At 50.4% G+C, this 23,199-nt stretch carries 18 protein-coding genes; 14 read left to right on the plus strand and 4 right to left on the minus strand.

The genetic code is table 11. From position 1 onward, the window contains the following. Positions 1-3 precede the first annotated feature (3 nt). Positions 4-936, minus strand: a complete 933-nt coding sequence (locus tag FJM65_RS00790) for an isoaspartyl peptidase/L-asparaginase family protein (protein WP_140618375.1) — start codon at positions 934-936, stop codon at positions 4-6. A gap of 175 nt (positions 937-1,111) precedes the next feature. On the opposite strand from FJM65_RS00790, the gene FJM65_RS00795 reads away from it, so the two are divergent. Together FJM65_RS00795 and FJM65_RS00800 are read left to right on the plus strand one after the other, a co-directional pair. Then, positions 1,112-1,483 carry a DUF3127 domain-containing protein gene (locus tag FJM65_RS00795; RefSeq protein WP_140618377.1) on the plus strand — a complete coding sequence of 124 codons (372 nt, stop codon included), beginning with the start codon at positions 1,112-1,114 and terminating at the stop codon, positions 1,481-1,483. A gap of 147 nt (positions 1,484-1,630) precedes the next feature. Beyond that, on the plus strand, positions 1,631-2,254 hold the full coding sequence (locus FJM65_RS00800) for an AlbA family DNA-binding domain-containing protein (RefSeq protein ID WP_140618379.1): 624 nt from the start codon (positions 1,631-1,633) through the stop codon (positions 2,252-2,254). 77 nt (positions 2,255-2,331) lie between these two features. On the opposite strand, the gene FJM65_RS00805 is transcribed toward FJM65_RS00800, so the two are convergent. Both FJM65_RS00805 and FJM65_RS00810 read right to left on the minus strand, forming a co-directional pair. Continuing rightward, positions 2,332-2,838, minus strand: a complete 507-nt coding sequence (locus FJM65_RS00805; RefSeq protein WP_140618381.1) for an SMI1/KNR4 family protein — start codon at positions 2,836-2,838, stop codon at positions 2,332-2,334. Between the two features lie 56 nt (positions 2,839-2,894). After that, positions 2,895-3,374: a toxin-antitoxin system YwqK family antitoxin gene (locus tag FJM65_RS00810; RefSeq protein ID WP_140618383.1), complete on the minus strand. Its 480-nt coding sequence runs from the start codon at positions 3,372-3,374 to the stop codon at positions 2,895-2,897. A gap of 283 nt (positions 3,375-3,657) precedes the next feature. Here FJM65_RS00810 and FJM65_RS00815 point away from each other — a divergent pair, with 283 nt between their 5' ends. From FJM65_RS00815 to FJM65_RS00835, 5 genes are all read left to right on the plus strand, one after another. Next, the gene (locus FJM65_RS00815; RefSeq protein WP_140618385.1) at positions 3,658-5,073 is read left to right on the plus strand and encodes a PhoH family protein; all 1,416 of its coding nucleotides are present in this window, start codon (positions 3,658-3,660) and stop codon (positions 5,071-5,073) included. 329 nt (positions 5,074-5,402) lie between these two features. Then, positions 5,403-5,753, plus strand: coding sequence for a YkvA family protein (locus tag FJM65_RS00820; RefSeq protein WP_239022779.1), 351 nt, complete (start codon positions 5,403-5,405; stop codon positions 5,751-5,753). Between the two features lie 192 nt (positions 5,754-5,945). Continuing rightward, positions 5,946-8,231 carry a S46 family peptidase gene (locus FJM65_RS00825; RefSeq protein ID WP_394348130.1) on the plus strand — a complete coding sequence of 762 codons (2,286 nt, stop codon included), beginning with the start codon at positions 5,946-5,948 and terminating at the stop codon, positions 8,229-8,231. A 109-nt stretch (positions 8,232-8,340) separates the two neighbouring features. Beyond that, a complete protein-coding gene (locus FJM65_RS00830) occupies positions 8,341-9,144 on the plus strand; it encodes an alpha/beta fold hydrolase (protein ID WP_140618391.1) in 804 nt (267 codons plus the stop codon). A gap of 107 nt (positions 9,145-9,251) precedes the next feature. Further along, entirely contained in the window at positions 9,252-10,436 is a 1,185-nt protein-coding gene (locus tag FJM65_RS00835) for a dipeptidase (protein ID WP_140618393.1), read from the plus strand. Between the two features lie 289 nt (positions 10,437-10,725). Here the strand turns inward: FJM65_RS00835 and FJM65_RS00840 are convergent, their stop codons facing one another. Beyond that, positions 10,726-12,549 carry a DEAD/DEAH box helicase gene (locus tag FJM65_RS00840; RefSeq protein WP_140618396.1) on the minus strand — a complete coding sequence of 608 codons (1,824 nt, stop codon included), beginning with the start codon at positions 12,547-12,549 and terminating at the stop codon, positions 10,726-10,728. Between the two features lie 651 nt (positions 12,550-13,200). Between FJM65_RS00840 and FJM65_RS00845 the strand changes: the two genes are divergently transcribed. From FJM65_RS00845 to FJM65_RS00875, 7 genes are all read left to right on the plus strand, one after another. Beyond that, positions 13,201-13,740, plus strand: a complete 540-nt coding sequence (locus FJM65_RS00845) for a hypothetical protein (RefSeq protein ID WP_140618398.1) — start codon at positions 13,201-13,203, stop codon at positions 13,738-13,740. A gap of 133 nt (positions 13,741-13,873) precedes the next feature. After that, the gene (locus FJM65_RS00850; protein WP_140618401.1) at positions 13,874-17,269 is read left to right on the plus strand and encodes a UvrD-helicase domain-containing protein; all 3,396 of its coding nucleotides are present in this window, start codon (positions 13,874-13,876) and stop codon (positions 17,267-17,269) included. 115 nt (positions 17,270-17,384) lie between these two features. Continuing rightward, the gene (locus FJM65_RS00855; RefSeq protein WP_140618403.1) at positions 17,385-17,819 is read left to right on the plus strand and encodes a VOC family protein; all 435 of its coding nucleotides are present in this window, start codon (positions 17,385-17,387) and stop codon (positions 17,817-17,819) included. Positions 17,820-18,061: 242 nt separating this feature from the next. Further along, positions 18,062-20,971 carry a PD-(D/E)XK nuclease family protein gene (locus FJM65_RS00860; protein WP_140618405.1) on the plus strand — a complete coding sequence of 970 codons (2,910 nt, stop codon included), beginning with the start codon at positions 18,062-18,064 and terminating at the stop codon, positions 20,969-20,971. Positions 20,972-21,041: 70 nt separating this feature from the next. Next, positions 21,042-21,347, plus strand: a complete 306-nt coding sequence (locus tag FJM65_RS00865; protein ID WP_181163601.1) for a hypothetical protein — start codon at positions 21,042-21,044, stop codon at positions 21,345-21,347. A 66-nt stretch (positions 21,348-21,413) separates the two neighbouring features. After that, positions 21,414-21,713, plus strand: a complete 300-nt coding sequence (locus FJM65_RS00870) for a hypothetical protein (RefSeq protein ID WP_181163602.1) — start codon at positions 21,414-21,416, stop codon at positions 21,711-21,713. A gap of 96 nt (positions 21,714-21,809) precedes the next feature. Further along, positions 21,810-23,096 carry an outer membrane beta-barrel protein gene (locus FJM65_RS00875; protein ID WP_140618411.1) on the plus strand — a complete coding sequence of 429 codons (1,287 nt, stop codon included), beginning with the start codon at positions 21,810-21,812 and terminating at the stop codon, positions 23,094-23,096. The last annotated feature ends 103 nt before the right edge of the window (positions 23,097-23,199 follow it).

Here is a 23,199-nt window from a genome sequence, read left to right on the forward strand (position 1 = left end):
TCGCTATTTCTTGTAGATGCCAACATACGTGTCCTGATCCGCTACTTTGCTGGCGCGGTACATTCCCTCCGAGTTAAAAGGCATGGCTATCTCCCCTGCCGCCGTTACGGCTATCAGGCCACCTTCGCCGCCGAACTTCACCAGTTTTTTCATGACCACTTCCTCGCAAGCCTGCTGCAACGTACAGCCTTTATACTCCATCAGGCAAGATACATCATAAGCTACCACGGCACGCATGAAATACTCCCCGTGGCCGGTGCAGGACACAGCGCAGGTGCGGTTATTGGCATAAGTGCCCGAGCCGATGATAGGAGAATCGCCGATGCGGCTGTAGCGCTTGTTTGTCATGCCGCCTGTGGAGGTAGCCGCCGCTACGTTGCCCGCTTGGTCCACGGCGACGGCGCCCACCGTGCCAAACTTCTCATCCTTCTTTTCGGTGTGGTCAAGTATAATGGCCTCCGAATCCCGAACCTCCAGCCACTGCTCATACCGCAGCTTGTCGAAGAAATAGGCTTCCGGCGCAAACTCCAAACCTTGGTTCCGCGCGAACTCCTCGGCCCCATAACCGCTCAGCAGCACATGCTCAGAATGCTGCATAACAGCTCTCGCTAACTTAATCGGGTTTTTGATGCTTTTGACGCCTGCCACCGCGCCTGCTTCCAGCGTTTTTCCGTCCATCATGGCGGCATCCATCTCGTGCTTCCCCTCTTTGGTGAAAACAGATCCCTTGCCGGCGTTGAACAGAGGGCAGTCCTCCAGGTGCCTTACCGCCTCCTCTACAGCCTCCAGCGCTGATCCGCCCTTCTCCAGCACGCTATGCCCGGCCTCTACCGCCTCCTTTAAGGCTGCAGTATATATTCGTTCCTTTTCTTCTGTGAGAGAGGCTTTTGTAATGGTGCCGGCTCCGCCGTGGATGGCTATGGCTGTTTTGTGCATGTTCTTGTATAATTATAGGTAAGATGGTTCCCTCTACGCCGTTTGGCCTGTGGCTGTTCCCGCCGCAATGTTTTCTTCTGCATTTTTAGCTATAAGCAAGAAGCAGCGGGATCTTATTCCGGCAAAAAATAGTTATCTTTGTCTACAGTAAGAACAACTAAAATAACTATTGATTATGTCTTTTGATATCCAAGGGAAGCTGTACGAGATGTTTGATGAGCAGCAGATCAGCGATAAGTTCAGAAAGCGCGAGTTTGTGCTGGAGATTCCGGACGGATCGTACACACAGTATGTGAAGTTTCAGCTGACGCAGGACAAGTGCAACCTGCTGGACGCTTACAAAAATGGCGACGAAGTGAAGGTGACTTTCAACCTGACAGGCAAGCCATTCACCAAGAACGGCCAGACCATGTACTTTACCAACCTGCAAGCCTGGAGAATGGAGCCTGTATCCAACAACTTTGATGGCGGAGCAGGTGCCGGTGCGCCGCAGCAGGAAGCCCCTTCGTTCTACAGCAGCGATGCCGACAACGACCTTCCTTTTTAAGGACTTAAGGTTTTAAGTATACTTTTATAGAAGCGAGCCCATCAGGCTCGCTTTTTGTTTATAAAAAGAAGTATATTCAGCAAGAAGATAAAAGCAAGGGAGAAAGTCCGCTTCGTTTCTTGCATACAACCCACTCCTGCCACAACTATGGACGAACTACAGCGCCTGATTTGGGAAGGCGAAAATGATACCGTTGACTTTAAGCAGCGTGTAACCAAGCCCGAAAAAATTTCGCGAACGCTGGTGTCTTTTGCTAACACCCGCGGCGGCATTATACTTGTCGGCGTGAAGGATAACGGCTACGTTACCGGCATCGACCCGGAAGAGGAAAAGCATACCCTGCAGCTGGCCGCCGACTTTTACTGCGACCCTCCGGTGCAGCTACAGTATGAGGAGATAGAGCAGGATGGCAAAATGGTGCTGGTCGTGCGGGTGCCGGAAAGCAGCCATAAACCTCATTTTGCCAAACTAAAGGAAGACGACTGGCGTGGGTTTGTGCGGGTAAAGGATACGAGCGTGCAAACAAGCAAAATGGTAAACAGGGTGCTGGAGCAACAGCAGGATCATCAGTTTGAGCCGCTGCCCCTTAACCGCCACGAACTGGCCCTGCTGGAGTACCTTAAGTTTCACCCCCGCATTACCCTAAGTCAGTTCATGAAGATGGCAAACCTGTCAGAGCGGCGGGCCTACCGTATTCTGGTTAAACTGGTGATACACGGGCACTTGCTGCTGCACGACAAGGAAAAAGAAGACTTTTATACTTTGCTATAATGTTTTAGTGTATCCGGTGGGCGAGCATGAAGGCTGAACTCTGTTGGCAGATAGCATTTGATTAAGCTTTTGTACTTCTACCTGTTTTCAAAACCATAGTCTTCCATAGTCCATCCAATCATTACTTCTTGTACCCAACCTATGAAATTTTCATTACAAGTCTCCACTTCTTCTTTGTTGGAGTAGTTGTAGTCATAGTCATGTTGCCAGAAAACCACTGGACATGAATCGTCTTTTATTCTGGATAAATCAAGGCAATAATAATTTCCTCTTCCATCAGGAGAGAAAGGTAGAAATTCTTTAGGCATTGGGTTTTCTATTCCATTTTGTTCAAAAGAATACACTTTATCGAGAGACTCTTCTCTGAATTCTCTTCCAATTCCAAATATTTCCGTTCCTGCTAAAGAAATATAGTTATGTTTAGTTAGAATGTAGCTGAAGTCAAAGGGTAACTGAAAGCCTATTTGATGCTCGAATTCACTCAATCTGTTGTCTAGAATTGGTTCTCCTAAGTTCAGCAAGTCATCGGAGAACTGGTGAAGACTCTCCAACACTTTTTCACATTGTAGTTCTATACTATTCATATTGGAGTAATTCCGCAAACTTTCTGATAATCCTACTTGCCAGCGCTTCGGAAAAATTATTTTTTGGTTGTGCCCACCAAGTTGCCGCTCTTGTAGGTTTCGGTGTGCGAGTAGTTGCCTAGCGTGTCGTACACCTGCCAATCGCCAAACCAGTAGTAGTGGTCTTTAAACGTACTGCGAAGTATGCGTGCCGTTCCTTTGCGCGCCAGGCTGCCGTTTTCATGGTATTTCGTTACCTGAATGTTATTGTCGCGGCGGCTATACTTCTCTACCATGTAGCGGGTGCCGTCGGGGTAATAATATTTCCATTTGCCCACCTCTACTCCATGCCTGAACCGCCCGTTCCGGATCATAACTTCAGTCTCGCCAAAGTATACTTTCCAGCGGCCATGCCGTTCCCCGTTCTTATCAAAGCGGTTGATCCGAAAGAACAGGAACCCCCGCTTCTCAGGCTTCTCAATTTTCTGCTGACTAAACCCAAGAAGCGGCAACAGCAACAACAGCAGGAGATAAAGTATGTTTTTGTTCTGCAACATAGCTGTAAGTGTATGTTATAGGTTGAACCACAAAGGCAAAGCTAAACTTTTTTACGTATAACTAAAAATTTAGTTAATAATATTAATAAAGCTTAATGTGTTAATTATCAATTATATATAGTATAATTTTAATGGTAATAAACTTTAAGTATACTGTACCACCTGTTTTAGCCGGCTTATGGTTCAGCCGCAGCGGCTGCTTGTTGCGTACACTATATAAAGGCGCCGTAATTTTAGGTGCCCGCTCTTTCTACATTAAGGTTTCACCCTAACCCTAACGTGTATGCCGAAAGCTTCCCCTGAAACCAAGCCAGCCGCAAAAAGCGCCAAGACCACCAGAGGCGCTGCCGCCAACAAAAAAGCATCCTCCAAAGCCAGCCTTGCCCCAAAGATTTTTGTGCTGGACACCTCCGTTATACTTTATGACCACAGCTCTGTGCTTAATTTCCAGGAGCACGACGTGGCTATCCCTATCACGGTGCTGGAGGAGCTCGATAACTTCAAGAAAGGCAACGACATTAAGAATTTTGAAGCCCGCGAGTTTATCCGCTTTATCGATAAGCTGTCGTCGGAGCACCGCCTGCAGGACTGGATTCCGCTGAACGGCAAGAACAAGGGCAGCTTTAAGGTGCTCATGAACAACACCTTGAATGGAGTTGACGCTGTCAGTATTTTCGGCGATAAAAATGATCATCACATCCTGAATTCTGCTATCAGGCTGCAGCAGGAAAAGCCAGACCAGAAGGTGGTGCTGGTGACCAAGGATATTAATTTGCGCCTGAAAGCCCGCGCGCTCAACCTGATATCTGAGGATTACGAGACGGGCAAAATACAGGATGTGGCAGATCTTTACACAGGTTGCGACACCTTGGATGACGTGCCTGCCCAAACTGTAAACGAGTTGTACGAGCAAGGCGCCACAGACCCTGACAAGGTGCTGAAAGTCTCCCCGCCCGACAACCATTTCTTTGTGCTGAAGAGCTTTAAAAACTCCGCGCTGGCCTTTTACAACAATGCCGACAAGCGGCTGGAGCGGGTGGACAGGCTCACGGCCTACGGCATCAAACCCCGAAACGCAGAACAAGCCTTTGCGCTGCACGCCCTCCTGAACCCGGACATTAAGCTGGTGAGCATACAGGGCGTGGCCGGGACGGGGAAAACGCTGCTGGCCCTGGCAAGTGCCCTGGAGCAGCGCAAAGACTATAAGCAGATCTACCTGGCGCGCCCCGTGGTACCGCTCAGCAACAAGGATATCGGCTACTTGCCCGGCGACATCAAGTCGAAACTGAACCCATACATGGAGCCGCTCTGGGACAACCTGAAGTACATACAGAACCAGTACTCTGAAACAAGCAAAGAGTACCAGCGGCTGCGTGAAATGGTGGAACTGGAAAAACTGCTTATTACGCCTTTGGCTTACATCAGGGGGCGCAGTTTGTCCAACATCATTTTTATAGTAGACGAGGCCCAGAACCTGACGCCGCATGAAGTCAAGACCATCATCTCCAGGGCTGGCGAGAACACGAAGATCGTTTTTACCGGGGACATCTACCAAATAGACACGCCGTACCTGGACTCGCAGAGCAACGGCCTCTCCTACCTCATCGACCGTGCCCGCAACCACCCGCTGTACGCGCACATTACCCTGTTGAAAGGTGAGCGGTCGGAGCTGGCAAACCTGGCCAATGAGCTGTTGTAGTTAGAGTTAGTGCGATTAAATAGTATAAAGATTGTAAAGGTGGCGCCAAAATAGAACTGAGCGCATGCCCTACTTTAGCTGAAAGATACTGTATAGATTCTTACTATTTTGGATGGGTGGAGCAAGCGCAAAAGTCAGCTGATTTTATACTCCCCTCACCAGATTTTATGGAGGCAGCTTTTAACTGACGATACACGTACAGGATATTAACTGACAAAAATATAGAAAGCGATATGCTACAAGAATGGATACAAAAAGGGTATAGATATTCCCAGAATCCTCTCTTTAGGAGGTTTACCGGTAAAGCTGGAGCTTTGCTAGCCAAACCTATGAAACTTGGTCTACTTTTAACAACTGCTTATGGCAAACTGGTAGATTTAAATGACAAAGAATCCGGATTTCAGCAGCTGAAAAACATCATGGCCACCTTTATCCGCCTGGTGCGGTCCTACATCCGTGGCGATTACCGGGACGTTTCCCGTAAGTCCCTGCTGATTGGGGTGGGCGTGCTGTTGTACCTGGTGACGCCGCTGGATATAATCCCGGACTTTATACCTGTGGTTGGCCTGATGGATGACATCAGCCTGATGGCCTGGTTTGTGGATGCCTTCAGCAAAGAGATAAACAAGTACCGCGAGTGGGAAGCCCATGTAAGTTACGAGAACATCGGGCGCTTCTAAAGCGAACGGACTTCAGGAAACCATCATACCTGCGAAAGCACTCTTGTAAACCCCGGGGTGCTTTTGCTTTTTATTCTATACTTCTTTTTGAGCGGGTTCTGATTTTGGGGAATGTACCGCCACTGCTCATCAGAGCCAAAAAATAGCTATCTTTAGAACTCAAATTATCTACCAAAATAAAATTCACCCATGATTAGCAAACGCATATTAACCTTTTTTGCAGCTGCTTTTCTGAGCATTGGTGCAAGCGTGGCCCGGCCCGATGAGGGCATGTGGCTCCCAATGCTTCTGAAGCAGCTGAACGAGGCAGAAATGCAGCAGAAAGGCATGAAGCTGACGGCGGAAGACATCTATAGTGTCAACCAGTCAAGCCTGAAAGATGCCATCGTATCGTTTGGCGGCTTCTGTACTGGCGAGATGATCTCCCCGGAAGGACTTCTCCTGACCAACCACCACTGCGGCTACGGCTCGGTGCAGCAGCACAGCACCGTGGAAAACGACTACTTGACGGACGGCTTCTGGGCCAAGACCCGTGAGCAGGAGCTGCCAAACCCAGGCCTTACCGCTACCTTTATTGTGCGCATGGAAGACGTAACCCAGCAGATACTGGCGGGCACGGAGGGAGCTAAAACAGAAGCTGACCGCGAGGCCACTATCCAGCGCAACATTTCTAAAGTTAGCAAAGCTGCCACCAACGGTACCCACTATGATGCCGTGATTCGCCCCTTCTTCTATGGCAATGAGTACTACATGTATATTACCGAGACCTTTAAGGATGTGCGCCTGGTAGGGGCTCCCCCTTCGTCTATCGGTAAGTTCGGCGGCGACACCGACAACTGGATGTGGCCACGCCATACCGGCGATTTCTCGCTGTTCCGCGTCTATGCCGGTCCAAACAACGAGCCGGCCGAGTATTCGCCGGAGAACAAGCCTTACAAGCCTAAGCACCACCTGCCTATCTCGCTGAGCGGCGTAGAAGAAGGCGACTTTACGATGGTTTTCGGTTTTCCGGGCCGCACCAACGAGTACCTGACCTCGCAGGCGGTAAAGGAAATTTACGAGGTATCGAACCCACACAAGATCAACATCCGCGAAACGAAGCTGAACATCCTGGACAAAGACATGAAAGCCTCTGACGAGGTACGCATCAAGTATGCCGCCAAGTATGCCAGCATCGCCAACGCCTGGAAAAAGTGGATCGGCGAAAACCGCGGCATCCGAAAGGCCAACGCCATTGAGGAAAAGCAGAACCTGGAGCGCCTGTTTACGCAGTGGGTGTCCGCTGACGCGGCGCGCCAGCAAAAATATGGTAACCTGATGGCAGAGTTCGACAAGAACTACAAGGCGCTGGATGGCATCACGATTTCCAGGGATTACATAAACGAGGCTGCCTTTGGCGTGGAGATCGTGCGGCTGGCCAACAACTTTACCACCCTGCAGCGCCTGCTGGAGCAGAAAGCCCCGCAGAGCGATATTGACGCGCAGGTTGCCAAACTGGAAGCTTATGCGACAGACTATTTTAAGGACTACAATGCCCCGTCTGATAAAAAAGTATTTGCCGCCTTGCTGAGCCTATACTACAACAACATCGATAAGGAAATGCACCCGGAGGTGTTTAAGATGGTGCGCAGCAAGTATAAAGGCGACTTTACAAAGTATGCGGACGATGTTTTCGAAAAATCTGCCTTTGCCTCTGCAGCAGGCGTGAAAGAGGTATTAGCTGATGCCCGAAAAGGCAAAGACGCGATCAAGAAAGATCCGGCTTTTGAGCTGGCCTCCAGCGTTGCCGATTACTACCGCGAAAACATTATGCCGACCTATACGGAGGTGAACGATAACCTGAGCCTGCTCTACCGCAAGTACATGGCCGGCCTGCGTGAGATGCAGCAGGACAAGACTTTCTACCCGGACGCTAACTCTACACTGCGGGTGGCCTATGGCATTGTGGAGCCTTATGAACCGGTAGACGGCATAAAGTATAAATACTATACTACCCTGGAGGGAGTGATGGAGAAAGCGGCGTCGGGCATTGCCGAAGACTACGCCATACCCGCCAAACTGCGCGAGCTGTATGAGAAAAAGGATTATGGCCGCTACGGCATGAACGGTGAGATGCCGGTGGGCTTCATTGCCTCTAACCACACCACCGGCGGCAATTCTGGCTCTCCTATCATCAACGCAAACGGCCAGCTCATCGGCATTAACTTCGACCGCAACTGGGAAGGCACCATGAGCGACATCGTATACAACCCTGACCAGGTGCGCAATATTTCGGTGGATGCCCGCTATGTGCTGTTTATCATTGATAAATTTGCCGGTGCCGGCCACCTGGTGGAGGAAATGACGCTGGTAACAGACGATACTTCGGGTCTGCCGCAGGTTGACGCCCGCCGCCAGGACAGCGACAAAAAATCAAAGAAAGACAAGAAGAAAAAGCGCAAGGATAAGAAGAAGAAAAAAGAGAAAGCAGAAGCCTAATCTTTTTATTCATAAGTATAAAATCCCCGCCCGAGCTTTCGGGTGGGGATTTTTGATTTTAGCCGCCACAGCTGTTATCTTCATACTTTGTTTTTGCACTTATAGCACCATGCCTGACTCACAAATTTCTGTTAAAGAAGAGGTCGTACTTTTAGACGGGGCAACACTGCAGCTGAAATGGTTTTACTCTGAGCCCCAGCCTGCCCAAGACAAGCCCATACTTGTTTTCCTGCACGACTCGCTCGGCTGCATCAAGCTGTGGCGTGATTTTCCGGAGAGGCTGGCGCAGGCCACCGGCGCTACCACTCTGGTGTACGACAGGGAAGGGTACGGCCAGTCATCAGCATTCAGAAGCACTAACAGAGAGCAGGATTACCTGGAGCGCGAGGCGGATGTGTTGGAGCAGCTACTGGCGAAGCTGCAGGTGAATAAGGCCATACTTTTCGGCCACTCCGACGGCGGCAGCATTGCCCTGATGGCCGCTGCCAAGTATAAAAGCAGGATAGCTGGGGTTATAGCCGAGGGTGCCCATGTGTTTGTAGAAGGCCTTACACTGGCTGGCATCCGAACGGCCGTGCATGATTTCCGGAACACAGACTTGCCGCAGAGGCTGCACAAGTACCATGGCGCAAAAACCGATCAGGTTTTCAGCGCCTGGTCCGACACCTGGCTCTCGCCGCACTTTCGCAGCTGGAACATTGAGCACTTCCTGCCCGCCATTCACTGCCCGGTGCTGGTAGTGCAGGGAGAGGCAGATGAATACGGGACGCTTGCTCAGGTAAAGGCTATTGTTGGACAGGTGCAGGGGCCTTCGCAGCAGCTTATTATTCCGGGAATAGGCCACACGCCGCACCGCCAGGCACGTGAACTGGTGCTGCAAAAAGCATCGGCCTTCATAGCTGCCATACCTTAGGGCGCTGTACGTTCAGCTGAATATTGAATTAAAATCGCTATATTGAAGTGGCTGAAAAACTGTTCTGCCTCTTTTTTGATTTCTAACCTTAAGGATTCATCCCTTCTATGAAAAAGCAATCAAAGTTTCTACATATCAGTGCAGCGCTTGCCTTAGGCTTGCTGAGCCATACGTTATCTGCCCAGGATTACCGGCAGGTGCACGAGAAGGCCATACTTGTTGACACACATAATGACGTGCTGATTGCCGTGATGGAGGGGAAAGACCTGAGCCAAGACCTGAGCGGGCAAACGCACTCTGACCTCGACCGCTTTAAAGAGGGAGGCGTAGATGCGCAGTTCTTCTCTGTCTGGAGCGATAAAACCGGCACCTTCAAGTATGCAAACCAGCAGATCGACTCTCTGGAGGCTATTGTAAAGCGCCACCCCGACAAGCTGATGATGGCCTATAACGTGGCCGATATTCAGCGGGCAGTGGACGAAGGTAAAATGGCGGCCCTGATTGGCGTGGAAGGCGGCCACATGATTGAGAACGACCTGGGTAAGCTGGAGCAGCTGTATAACCGCGGCGCCCGTTACCTCACCCTCACCTGGAACAACTCCACCCCCTGGGCTAGCTCTGCCATGGACGAGACATCGGGAAAAATGAAAGCTTCCAAAAAGGGACTTAACAAGTTTGGCAGGCAGGTGGTGCAACGCATGAACGAGCTGGGCATGATGGTAGACGTGAGCCATGTGGGCGAGAAGACGTTCTGGGATGTAATAGCGGTGACGAACAAGCCGGTACTGGTATCGCATAGCTGTGTGCACCACATTAACCCTGTGTTCCGCAACCTGACGGACGAACAGATTAAAGCCGTGGCAAAAAACGGAGGTGTGATCCAACTGAACTTCTTTTCGGGCTTTTTAGACCCAAAATTTGAGACACGCGTGGCGAATTTCCAGAAGGCGCATAAAACCGAAACAGACTCACTGAAAGCAAAAGGCTGGAAAAATGAGGCCGTGATGGACTATCTGGCGGAAACATACCCTGCCGACGTGCAGAACCTGCGCCCTCCTCTGTCCTTGCTCCTCGACCACCTGGACTACATCGTGAAACTGGTTGGCGTGGACTACGTGGGCCTGGGCTCAGACTTCGATGGGATTTCCTCTGCTCCGCAGCAACTGGACGGTGTGGAAGACTTTCCACTGATCACGAAAGAGCTGCTGGCAAGAGGCTACTCGGAAGCCGAGGTTGATAAAATACTGGGCGGCAACTTCCTGCGCGTGTTTAAGGCAAACACCGGCGAGTAAAGCTGCGGCATTTTTCCGAGAGAGTATAAAAACAACAAGGGTAACATCCGTCTGATGTTACCCTTGTATAGTCTAACTGCGTTAGCAGTCAGCTTAATCTTCCAACCTTTTTATGATACCCTCTTTAACGGGGGCTGCATTGTAAGGTTATACTTTTCTGAAAAAAATAAATCAAAAAGGCCGACGTTTCAAGTCGGCCTTTTCTTCAAGCTCGGAAGTTTAACACTTCTTGCGCTGATTACATTTATTTATACGTGCGGTAAAACGCTGTGTTTCAGCAATAGTAAGATTAAAATCTTCTTTTACGGAAACCGCCGCCTCCGCCTCTTCTATCGCCTCCACGGTCACGGTCGCCGCCACCACGACGGTCTCTGAAACCACCGCGATCACCGCCGAAACCTCCACGGTCGCCACCTCTGTCACGATCGCCACGGAAACCGCCACCGCCTCTGCGGCCGCCTCTGTCTCCTCCGCGCTCACCGCCAAAGCCAAAGTCTTCGCCGCCCTCTTTCGGGCCTGAGCCTTTCTTCTGCGACTTCTCCACGATCACCATACGGCCATCATACTCTACGCGTCCGATGTTCTGTACAATCTCAGCGGTATACTCCGTTGGCACTTCCACAAAGCTGAACTTGTCGTACAGGTCGATGTCACCTACACGCCCTTCCGGAATGCTGGAGTTTTGGGCCAGCAGGTCGATCAGGTCGCGCGGGTGCACGCGGTCTTTCTTGCCGATGGTGATGAACAGGCGGTCCATACCTTCTTTGGCTGCACTCAGGCCTTTTTCAGCCTCAGCGCCTTTCTCCTTCACCTTCTGCTCCTTCAGGCTCATTTTCAGCAGCGCTGCGGCAAGATCCAATGGAGTATAACCTTCTGTCTCGTTCACAAAACGCTCGATGCGCGCCACGTGCTTGGCCAGATGGCCTTTCTCCAGCACTTCCTTCACTTTATCAAAGAAAATGTTGGTACGGATCTCGTTCACGTCTTCCAGCGACGGCACCTGCTGCAGCACGATCTTCGCCTTAGTATAGCGCATGATGTCTTTCAGCTTGTACCCGTCTGAGCGGCCTCCTACAAACGAGAAAGCTTTGCCAGACTTACCGGCACGGCCTGTACGGCCAATGCGGTGCACATAAGACTCTTCGTCCTGCGGCAGATCGTAGTTAAACACCGCCTCAACGTTCTCCACATCAAGGCCGCGGGCAGCCACGTCCGTAGCTACCAGAATCTCCAGCGTACCGTTGCGGAACTTGTTCATCACGGCAGAGCGCTGGTTCTGGTTCATGTCACCGTGCAAGCCATCCGAGAAATAGCCGCGTGCCTGCAGGCCGCTTACCAGGTCATCCACCATACGCTTCGTGTTACAGAAGATGATCACCGACTTCATGTTGTACATGTCCAGCAGGCGGGAAAGTACTTCCTGCTTGGCGCTGTTGCGTACTTCAAAGTATGACTGGTCAATGTTGGTTACGGTCAGCTCCTGGTGCACCACCTTCACGATAACCGGGTCTGTCTGGTAACGCTTGGTCATCTCCATGATCGGCTTGGACATAGTGGCCGAGAAGAAGATGGTCTGGCGTTCCTCCGGGATGCGCTCCAGTACATACTCAATGTCCTCGCGGAAGCCCATGTCCAGCATTTCGTCCGCCTCGTCAAGAATGATCTTCTTCACGCCGTCCAGCACCAGGGTGCCACGGTTAATGTGGTCCATCACGCGGCCCGGCGTACCGATAACTATTTGAACGCCTTGCTTCAGGGCGCGCAGCTGGCGGTCGTAGCTTTGGCCACCGTAAATAGGAACCACGCTGATGCCTTGCTTATACTTGGCAAGTTTCTGGATCTCTCCGGATACCTGAATGGCCAGCTCACGCGTCGGGCACAGGATAAGCGCCTGCACACTTCGGTCATTCGGGTCGATCGTTTCAATGGTTGGGATGCCGAAAGCGGCGGTTTTGCCAGTGCCGGTCTGGGCCTGGCCAATAATGTCTTTTCCTTCTAAAACAACCGGAATTGCCTGTGTCTGGATTGGGGAGGCTTCTTCGAAACCCATGTCAGCGATGGCACGCTGTACTTCCGGCGAAAGCGGAAGCTCTTCAAATCTGATTTTGTTCATCTAACTTTTTATAACTGTACATCTGGAGGCAGCCTGCAAATCAACCATTCTCTTCTTTTAGGGAGAGCGACAATAAAAACAACTAAGTAGCCAACAGTGTAGTAACCAGTTATCTGCGAATCAGACTGTTCCAAATTCGCTGCAAAGGTAGTCATTCTTAAACGGATTTGCTATTTTATTTTTGAAGGAGACATTTAACGGCATTTTGCACCTGGTTTAGAATTATTTACCCCAGAAAACCGACTTTGGCAATTTATTATATTATAAATGTGTATACTTAAATTTATGTTGTATATTACCGTATGAGTTAAATTTTTTATTGGATACAGATAACTTTTTAAAACCTACACCCGTAATAGAAATATATTTACATTAAAAATTAACCAGTTCGCCATAGTTTATACTATAAAGTGAATTGTTTTAACCTTTTAGGCGTAATAGACTTGCATTGGCAATGCTTTTAGCGATTGAATAATTGCTTTAGATGTAATATTGTTATAGGTAATTGCACTAACTCCCATTAAATTTACTACTTAGGCTATGAAATGCGGCACTTTGGCAGCCAGGAAACTGTTTGGCGCCAGGGGCACCTTACACTTATTTTTAACTAATGAATCGTTCATGTTCTTACACCTTTAACCAGCTATCATTATGCTACATTTCTCCAAAATTTCTACAAAAGGCAAGGATTTTAATCTAATTGCATCGGGGGCTCTCGCCTTCAAAATCCACAACAAGATCCTGAAAGACGAGACCTTTCATAAGGATGCCAAAATCAGCCGAAACATGCTGCTGGGAGGCGCTCCTGCAAAGGCGATCAACGCTAATCGCCGAAACGTGTTTTTTGTTATTCTTTCTGATGTAGACCGGACAAATGTACAGGCCTTATGCAAGCTGATTGACGAAGAAAGAGCCAAAGGTAGTTATGCCGTGTGTGAGGTGATTCCGCTTTATTACAACGACTTGTCGTTTAAAGCGCTGAAAAACCTGCGCCAAAGTTTTGATGAGGTAATTGAACTGAACAAGTTTAACCTGGGCAGCAGCAAAGCGTTGATGAGCGCCGAGCAGCAGCGCTGCCTGATCACAGACTACTCTCTGTCGATGGCCCGTATTATGTACCATGTGTGCGTTAAGGATTTTGCCCCGCTTGTTGCCCCGGAACCAAAAGGAGAACTGGTGTACGCCGGTTAGGCAACCATAACGCGATAGTTATAGCAGCCTCTGCCAATATTGGTGGAGGCTGTTTTATTTGCTAATAATTTTAGCTTAAGGCTTGGTTCATGAGCTGGCAAAGCTGTATCTTTAAAGTATAGATACCACTGCGATGCCTTCTGTTTTTAAGATATACTCCTCCTCTGCCGGCTCCGGCAAAACCTATAACCTGACGAAGGAATACCTGAAGCTGGCGCTGCATACCGCCGATCCGGACTATTACCGCGGCATACTGGCCATAACGTTTACCAACGACGCCGCCGCCGAGATGAAAGAGCGGATTATGGGAGCCTTGCGCAACTTTAACGACCCAAACCTGCCGGAGAAGGAGCTGCATAAAAGCGAGAACCTGTTGCGCCAGATTACCGAAGAGCTGCAGCTGGAGTACCCGGAGGAGCAGGCGGATGTGGAGGAAGTGCGCCGGCGTGCGTCTATACTTTTCCGACAGATCCTCTACAACTACTCCGATTTCAGCGTGAGCACCATCGACAGCTTTGTGAACAGGATCGTGCAGGCCTTTACGCGCGAGCTGAACATCCCGCAGAATTTTGAGGTAGACCTGGACTCCAACACCTTGCTGAGCACGGCCGTTTCGCTGCTGCTGGACAAGGTGACGGATTCGAAAGAAGATCTGCTGTCGCAGACGCTGGAGCAGTACGCGCTGGAGAAAGCCCGCGAAGGCAAGAGCTGGACCATGCTGCCCGACGACCTGATGGACTTTGCCCTTAACCTCCTGAACGAGCAGGTATACGAGGCCATCACCGACCTGCAGCAGCTGAGCCTGGAGGATTTTAAGCAGGTGCGCGAACAGTTATACCTGGTGCAGCAGCAGGTGGCCGAAACGGTGCAGGAGGCGGCGCAGCAGGCCATGCAGCTATTCGAAAAGGCCGACGTCTCCCCTTCTGACCTCTACCAAAGCAACCGCGGCATCTGGTCATACTTTAATAAGTGGCTGACGTCGGTGGACCTGAACTATGGCAACAGCAACGCGGTAAAAACAATCGAAGAAGATAAATGGTACGGCGGCAAAGCCACGGCCTACGCCAAAGCGCAGATCGACAGCATCAAGCAGCCGCTCACGGAGCTATACTACCACATCGAAAGTATAAAAGAGCAGTACGCCGCCACGTTTACGCTGGTGCAGCAGGTGGTGCCGCATCTTTATAAAGTATCCTTGCTGAACGAGCTGGAGAAATGCCTGCAGGAAATCAAGCTCGACAAGAACACCGTGCACATCTCCGAGTTCAACAAGCGCATCATCGATATTGTGCTGAAAGAGCCGGTGCCGTTCATTTATGAGCGCCTGGGTGAGAAGTATAAGCACATTCTGATTGATGAGTTTCAGGATACCTCGGTGCTGCAGTGGAACAACCTGCTGCCGCTCGTAGATAATGCCCTGGCCTCGGGCCATTTCAGTATGGTGGTGGGCGATGCCAAGCAAGCGATCTACCGCTGGCGTGGCGGCGAGATGGAACAGATCCTGCACCTTTATAAGAATAACACCAGGCAACTGTACGAGAACCGCCGCCACGGCCCGCTTATCCGAGAAAGGTATGAGTCGGTGGACCAGGCACTGGAGCCGCAGAACCTGAGCGTGAACTACCGTAGTCGCTCCGAGATCATCGACTTCAACAACGATCTTTTCACCTTCATCAGCCAGGGGCACCCGAAGTTCGGCATGTTCACTTCCATCTACGACAAGGACTTTGCGCAGCAGGTACCCACCGGCAGCGACAAGAGCGGCGGCCATATCCAGGTCATGTTCACGCACGACGACGACCTGAACTACAAGTATGACCTGAACAGCTGTGGCCGTACCACAGAACTATATGACGGCTATACCTTGGAGAAGGCGCTGACTTACGACGAGAGCACGCTGAACATGGTGCTGCAGCTGGTGCAGCAGGCGAAGGCCGAAGGTTATACTCTAAAAGACATGGCCATACTTTGCCGCACGAATATCAAGAGTAAGCTGATAGCCAACTTCCTGAAGGAGCGCAAGTATGACATCATTTCGCAGGACTCGCTTTCGCTACAGTTCGCCGAGGTCATCAACTTGATCATCGCCATGTTCCGGGTGTTTAACCGGCCAAACGACTCGCTGGCAAAGTCTGAGGCGTTGTACTTGGTGTGCAAAGTGTCGCTGGGCGTGATTCCGGATGTGGAGATGACCAAAACCATTGCCGACATAGCCAACGATAAGGAGAACCAGTCATTTTTCGACCAGCTGCGTGTGTTTGGCTTTGATGTGCAGGAACGCGAAACGGGCAACCTCTCCATCTATGAACTCATCGAAAAGCTGATCCGCATTTTTGATTTGCTGGGCAAGAATAACGAGAGCGAGTACCTCTTCCGCTTCCTGGACCTGGTGCTGGAGTACAGCCTGAAGCACAGCAATAACCTGAACAACTTCCTGGCCTACTGGGATGTGCAAAAGGACAAACTGAGCATCAACACGCCCAAAGACCGCAACGCCATCACCATCACCAGTATACACAAGTCCAAGGGCCTGGCCTATCCGATCGTGATCATCCCGTTTGCCGACTGGAGCACAGAGCCAAAACGCGGCTCCCTGATGTGGAGTCATCTTCCTGAAGATGTGAGCGTGACAGGCAAGTTGCGCAGCGTGGCAGTTAACATAAGTTCTAAACTGGAGAATACTATACTAACCAAGCAGTACAGCACCGAGATAGAGAAAACCTTTATCGAGAACCTGAACATGCTCTACGTAGCCCTCACCCGCCCCATCGACAGGCTATACTTAATAGGCAACGCCAAAGACCTGCAGGAGGAGCGCAAAGCACCGAAACTGGACGGACAGGGCAAAAACGTGAGCCATCTGCTGTACCGCTACCTGGTGCACAAGGAGCTATGGGAGTTCGGCAAGCACTGTTACCAACTCTCGCAGGGCAAGCCGCAAAGTATAAATCACCGCGGCGTTGATGAGAAATCATACTTCCTGGACCACCTGACTTCTGCCGATTGGGAACAGCGCCTGAAAATAAAGCAGCACGCCAACAATGTGTTCGACTTTGAGACGCAGACCGTGCAGCGCCAGCAGAACCGAAAGCTGCACTACGCCTTGGCCCGCATCGCCTTTGCCCCGGAACTGGACAAGGTACTGCGCCAAATGGTGTACGAAGGCATTATCAGCGAACGCGAGAAACCGGAGCTAAAGCAAAAGCTAACGCAGGTGCTGAAACACCCGACATTGGGCCGCTACTTTACGAACCAGGTAGTGGTGGAGCACGAGAAAGAAGTCCTAGACGCCCGCGCCTACCTCTATAAACCTGACCGCATTGTGTTTGACGGGGAGGCCGTGGTGCTGATCGAGTTTAAAACGCCGCCCTCCGAGCCGGAGCACAAGTATAAACTGGACCACTACGCCGTGCGGTTCCGGCAGCTGGGGTACGAGAAAGTTAAATGTATCCTGTACTATTTCGAAACCGAAGAGGTGAAGGAGTGGCAGTACGGCGGCAAAAAGGCAGAACAGTTGGGGATGTTTTAACCCCACCCCGGCCCTCCCTAAAAACCGGGGATGGTGAAATGAAAATTATAAATACATAAACTATAAGGCCTGTATACCCCTCCTGTTCTTAGGAGGGGGCAAGGGGGAGGTAACCATGGAACAACGATTAACAATCATCACCTTAGGGGTGAGAAACCTGCAAAGGGCAAAAGACTTTTACCAGACCGTGTTTGGCTGGCAGCCAACAGAAGATGATTCGGAAAGCATCGTTTTCTTTCAGCTGAACGGCATGCAGCTGGCCCTTTTTCCGCAGGAGTCGCTGGCTGACGATGCCGGTGTGCCTTCGGAAGGCAGTGGATTTAAGAAGTTCTCGCTGGCCTATAATGTGCGCTCGGAGCAGGAGGTGGACGAGCTGGTGGCAGAGCTGGAGGAGAAAGGCGCTACCGTAGTGAAACGACCTGAGAAAGTGTTCTGGGGCGGCTACAGCAGCTATATCTCGGATCCGGATGATAACCTGTGGGAGATTGCCTACAACCCGTTCTTGCTCCCGGATGAGCCGAAGGGGCACCGGCATACTTCTATACATTAAGGATCAGGATTTAAGGGTTAGCAGGATTGTCTATAGGTATGGCGCAAGCGTCCCCTTGTGCCTCTGTAAAAGTTATTAAAAGGCACAAGGGGACGCTTGCGCCAGATGTAGTCAAACAAAGTACTCCTACAATAGCCTATTATTTATTAGAAGGAATAATGCTTCCAAATCCTGAATATCCTCTCATCCTGTAAATCCTGATTCACACATTCACTCAATCACCCATTCAAAATTAACCCTACGTGCAAACCTTTCTGGAGCTAACGGCTAAGTACGTTTACGAGAAGTATAAAGAGAACATCAGCGAGCTGTGCATTGTGCTGCCGTCGCGGCGTGCGAGCTTTTTCTTTAAAACTGCCCTGGCGCAGGCTGCCCCCGAGCCGATCTGGTCTCCGGAGGTGTATGCCATGGAGGATTTTATCCGGAAGCTCTCCAAAACCGATGTGCTGGAGCCGATCAACCTGCAGCTGGAGCTGTTCGACCTCATGCGCGAGCAGGACCCAAAACTCGACTTCGACAACTTCGTGACCTGGGCCGGTACTTTGCTAGAGGACTTCAGCCGGATAGACCAGAACCTGGTGGACACGAAGAAGCTGTTTGAGTACCTGGGCGAGGCAAAAGCGCTCGAGCGCTGGGACCCGAAATTCCTGGGCAAGGAGCTCTCCCCTACCCTCAAAAAATACTTCAGCCTCTGGGACAACATTGAGAAAACGTACCACAAGCTGCAGGAACGGCTGCTGGCGAACAAACAGGCTTATACCGGTATGGCTTTCCGGAAGGTGGCGAAGAGTATAGAAAGTATAGCCAAAGACAGCGAGTGCCAGCAATACATCTTCATCGGCCTCAACAGCCTCACCCACTCCGAAGAAAAGATCATCCGCACGCTGCTCAAGCATGATAAAGCCGAGGTGCTGTTCGATACGGACGATTTTTACATAGACGAGCAGGGTCTGAGCAACCGCGCTGGCAGCTTTCTTCGCAAGTATAAAAGCACCTGGAACCTGCCGGAGTGGCGCTGGCAGCAGAACCTGCTGCTGACGGATGAGAAGGAAATTAACGTGATCGGTGTGGCCAACGCCAGCATGCAGGGCAAACTGGCGGGGCAGCTGCTGCAGGAAATCCGGGAGCAGAACCCGCACGCGCAAACCGCCATCGTGCTACCCGACGAAACGCTGCTGCTGCCGGTGCTGCACTCCATCCCGGCCGATGTACCGACCTATAACGTGACCATGGGCCTCAGCTTCCGGGGCACGCCGCTGTTCAACCTCATTGATCTGCTTTTCGAGGTGCACCTGACGGGCGTCACGCAGCTGCAGAGCTCCGGCTACAAAGTATACCAGTACCATCACCTCAGCGTCACCAAACTGCTCACGCACCCGTTCATCCGCAGGTATGAGCTATACCTGAACGATGACCCGGAGCAGGCGCAGTACCACGGCATGATACAGCAGGTGCTCGACAAGATGGTGCAGGAGAACAAGGTGCTGATCACGGCGCAGGAGCTGATCGACCTGAGCCAGCACCACCCGCTCTTCGAGGTGCTTTTCCGCACCTGGCGCGACTGCGATGACATCATAGTAGCCATGTATGAGCTGATCGAGCTGCTGCGCCAGGTGTACACGCACGGCCGCAACAGTATCGAAACGGAGTACCTGTACATCTTTTATACCTTGGTGAAGCGGCTGGATACCATTTTCGATTGCCGCGAGCATAAGATCTCGGTACGCAGCTTCCGTAAGTTTCTGTATGAACTGATCTCACAGACAAGACTGCCGTTCAGCGGAGAGCCAATTTCCGAAGTACAGATCATGGGTATGCTGGAGACGCGTGCCCTGGATTTTGAGAACCTGATCATACTTTCGGTAAACGAGAATGTACTGCCGGCGCCAAAGCGGCAGGAGAGCCTGATGCCGTACGATGTGCTGCGCGAGTTCGGTTTGCCGACCTACTCTGAAACCGAAGGAGCCATGGCGTACAACTTCTACCGCCTGCTGCAGCGCGCCAAGAAAATCAACCTGCTCTACGTGCTGCCCTCCGATACCTACGGCTCCGGCGAGAAAAGCCGCTTTATACTGCAGCTGCAGAACGACCTGGCCCTGCGCAACCCCAAGATCAAGTTCCGCGACATGATTGCGGCGGTGGAGCAACAGGAAACGCGCAAGTATGAGGAGGATATCGTGGTGCCGAAATCGCCGGAAACTATTGCCCAGCTGCGGCAGGAGCTGGAGCGTGGCCTCTACCCTTCGCACCTGAACATGTACATCAATTGTTCGCTGCAGTATTATTTTACCCGCATCGCCAAAATGCAGGAGGTGGACGAGGTAGAAGAGCAGCTCGGGGCAGACCAGTTCGGTACCATCGTGCACCAGGTGCTGGAGGATTTCTTCCGGCCGCACGAGCAGAGCGGTAAGCCCATACTTGCCGGGGATGTGGAGGGGATGCTGCAGGCGCTGCCGGAGAAGGTAAAAGCTGAGTTTAGCAAAGTAACGCTAGGCGCCAAGCCGGAGCGCGGCATGAACTACCTGCTGTATAAAGTGGCGGTGGAGGTGCTGGAGAAATACCTACTAAAGTTGAAGGAGTCTGACGAACTGCCGCTATACGTGCTGCGCCTGGAGGAAACGCTGGCCACCATACTTCCGGTGCAGGTCGGCGACGAGGTGGTGAACGTGCGCATCGCGGGCAAAGCTGACCGCATCGACCTGACCGGCCACGAGCTGCGCGTGATCGACTACAAAACCGGTAAGGTGGAGCAAAACCAGCTAAAGGTAAAGCCGGAGGATGTGGAGCTGCATTTCCTGACGGATCAGAAGTATGGCAAGGCCCGCCAGCTGTGGCTCTACGAGTACGTGCTGAAGCGGGTGCTGGAGGAGCAACCGGAAACCATACTTCGCAACGCCGGCCATATCTCACCGCTAAGTATAAACCCCAAATCCGGCATCCTCTCCTTCCGTAACCTGGACCCGGGCGTGCTGTCGTCGGAGTTTAACTTTATGGAAGCAGATGGTGACACGCCGAAGGATTTTGTAGAGGCCTCGGAGACTCTGTTGGGAGACTTCGTGCGCCGTATGCTGGACCCGCAGGAGCCGATCCAGAAAACAAAAGACCTAGATGTGTGCCAGTGGTGCGCGTATCGGGGGATTTGTGCGAGGTAAGGATCCTACATATATGAAAGCAAATTTCATTATAGCATTGGTTACAAGTATGTTATACTTTACTTCTTGTATGCATCATACATCTAAAATGCAGGTTTATCATGAAGATAGTGCCGTATCAGACAGCTATGGAACACCAGTAGATTCTTTGACAAATTATTTCCTTTTTACAATAAAGTTTAATGATAAAAATGTAAGTACTGGAATTGATACTTTTAATTTCTATTCAATTTATTTATATGCTCTTAACGAGAAGGTCCTATCAAATTATTACCTGGGCCATGATCAATATCGTTTCCTTTTACTAAGATCATTCGATCCACCAATAGCAGTTACATTGCACCGTAAGGGAAGTGAAGTATGGCTTAATGCTTAAACGCTAGAAAGAGGCTTAAACATTATACCCGAAATGTATGCTGTTTATGACTCTGTCACTAAAAGAATGATTATGACGCATTCTGTTATTATGGATACAGAATTCAGGGGAAATATTTCTTATAACGAGACAAAACAACTTACCCTGAATGATTGGGAAACGTTCGAAAACCTGCTACAGGAAACAGGCTACTGGAGTATGGCACCTTCTGATGATACCTTTGGAATGGATGGCTCCCGCTGGATAGTAGAAGCGCATCAAAAAGACAAGTATTGGGTTGTAAACCGGTGGAGCCCAAGGAGCGATTTTAGTAGAATCGGCCACTATTTAATAGACGTGTCTGGATTAAAAGAAAGAGTTTATTAACCCTACCATCATAAAACTGTGCCGTCACTGATGCATTCCTGTATCCTAGCATTTATCAAGCACACTCAATAAAATTCTCACAATTAAATTCATGATATGAAACAAACTTTTACGCTAGTAACCATCCTTTTCCTACTTCCTTTCTCGCTGTTAGCGCAGGCAGATTTCAGAAAAGCGCAGGTGGTGCAGTCCAATGGCGATACTTTGCGGGGTTTAGTAAATTTGCGGGAATGGAACATAAATCCCAACTCCTTCACCTTTAAATCAACAGCGTCTTCTTCTGAAAGCACCCTTACACCAGCCAATACGGTTTACCTCAATATCGATGGCATCGATATTTACAAGCGCTATGTAGGGCCAGTAAGTATGAATTATATGGAAATGAGCCGCCTGGCGGTGGGACCTGACATGAATGTGCAGCCAGACAGTGTTTTTCTGCGGCAGCTACACAAAGGCAACAATGCTGCGCTCTACCTTTACACAGACCATGTGAAGTCCAGGTTTTTTCTGGAGAACCTCAAGAGCGGCGAGATACAGGAACTATACTTTTCTAAATACCTGCCAGCTACCGGTGAAATGCATGTGAAGTATGTGCACCAGTACCGCGGGCAGTTGTGGGGCCTTGCCAATGCCCTGGGGCGCACCAGTGCCGGGCTGAAGAAGAAAATTGAAAACGCTGATTATTCCAATAATAATCTGATGGAGATCGTGCTGTTGCTTAATAAAACAGAGGAGGCCGCTTCCAAAGCAGAAAAAGAACGAAGAAAGCAGTCGAACCTGTACGCTGGGTTGGGGATTAACATAAGCGCCGCCAAAGTGCGCGAGGATAACCCGCTCGTAACGGAAAAGGAAAGGTCAAATTCGGTCGGCCCTTTAGTTACCCTGGGCTACCTTACGTACTTTAACAAATTCACAAAACGCTTGGCAGTGCGCTGGGAACTAGCTTATGCTGATGTAAAGCACGATGCAAGCGCAACAATACGTGCGCGAGGTTTGGTCTCCTATAGAGTAAACACCTATGTGCAGCGCTATCACAATCTCAGGTTCTCGCCACAGTTACAATACAGCTTTTATGTTTCCGACAAATGGCGGCTCTTTGCCAACGGTGGCTTCAGTATAAACTATGCCCTTAATGCTACAAACCAACTAATTTCGGAGCACCACTACTATAATGATAACTTGGAGGAAATGGTCTTCAGGGGCAGCTCAACCAACATGAGGTACAATAATGTTTGGTTTGGAGTGCCAGTAAGGCTTGGCATTTTATTAGCCGATAAGTATGAACTGGTGCTTGGTTACAACATGGGCCTCAAGCCCGGCGTCATAGACCAAGTGAAGGCCAACAGCCTGCAGTTTGGGGTTAACTACCATTTTATACGCTAGACTGTCGCAATTTAACAGCCTATTGTTCAAGTGGCTACATCATCTATAAGTATAATGTTAGCTGTGCGGCAAAGAAAATAAGCATCAAAAAAAGCCGGAACAA

This window comes from Pontibacter mangrovi, from assembly GCF_006385705.1.
Taxonomy (GTDB): Bacteria; Bacteroidota; Bacteroidia; order Cytophagales; family Hymenobacteraceae; genus Pontibacter; species Pontibacter mangrovi.

Excerpts from the sequence above, each read along its gene's own strand:
- FJM65_RS00845 (WP_140618398.1), top strand. The coding sequence starts at position 13,201 with ATGCTACATTTCTCCAAAATTTCTACAAAAGGCAAGGATTTTAATCTA.
- FJM65_RS00820 (WP_239022779.1), top strand. The coding sequence starts at position 5,403 with ATGAAACTTGGTCTACTTTTAACAACTGCTTATGGCAAACTGGTAGAT.
- FJM65_RS00870 (WP_181163602.1), top strand. The coding sequence starts at position 21,414 with ATGATTATGACGCATTCTGTTATTATGGATACAGAATTCAGGGGAAAT.
- FJM65_RS00805 (WP_140618381.1), bottom strand. The coding sequence starts at position 2,838 with ATGAATAGTATAGAACTACAATGTGAAAAAGTGTTGGAGAGTCTTCAC.
- FJM65_RS00830 (WP_140618391.1), top strand. The coding sequence starts at position 8,341 with ATGCCTGACTCACAAATTTCTGTTAAAGAAGAGGTCGTACTTTTAGAC.
- FJM65_RS00840 (WP_140618396.1), bottom strand. The coding sequence starts at position 12,549 with ATGAACAAAATCAGATTTGAAGAGCTTCCGCTTTCGCCGGAAGTACAG.
- FJM65_RS00810 (WP_140618383.1), bottom strand. The coding sequence starts at position 3,374 with ATGTTGCAGAACAAAAACATACTTTATCTCCTGCTGTTGTTGCTGTTG.
- FJM65_RS00800 (WP_140618379.1), top strand. The coding sequence starts at position 1,631 with ATGGACGAACTACAGCGCCTGATTTGGGAAGGCGAAAATGATACCGTT.
- FJM65_RS00865 (WP_181163601.1), top strand. The coding sequence starts at position 21,042 with ATGCATCATACATCTAAAATGCAGGTTTATCATGAAGATAGTGCCGTA.
- FJM65_RS00875 (WP_140618411.1), top strand. The coding sequence starts at position 21,810 with ATGAAACAAACTTTTACGCTAGTAACCATCCTTTTCCTACTTCCTTTC.
- FJM65_RS00850 (WP_140618401.1), top strand. The coding sequence starts at position 13,874 with ATGCCTTCTGTTTTTAAGATATACTCCTCCTCTGCCGGCTCCGGCAAA.
- FJM65_RS00835 (WP_140618393.1), top strand. The coding sequence starts at position 9,252 with ATGAAAAAGCAATCAAAGTTTCTACATATCAGTGCAGCGCTTGCCTTA.
- FJM65_RS00855 (WP_140618403.1), top strand. The coding sequence starts at position 17,385 with ATGGAACAACGATTAACAATCATCACCTTAGGGGTGAGAAACCTGCAA.
- FJM65_RS00790 (WP_140618375.1), bottom strand. The coding sequence starts at position 936 with ATGCACAAAACAGCCATAGCCATCCACGGCGGAGCCGGCACCATTACA.
- FJM65_RS00795 (WP_140618377.1), top strand. The coding sequence starts at position 1,112 with ATGTCTTTTGATATCCAAGGGAAGCTGTACGAGATGTTTGATGAGCAG.
- FJM65_RS00815 (WP_140618385.1), top strand. The coding sequence starts at position 3,658 with ATGCCGAAAGCTTCCCCTGAAACCAAGCCAGCCGCAAAAAGCGCCAAG.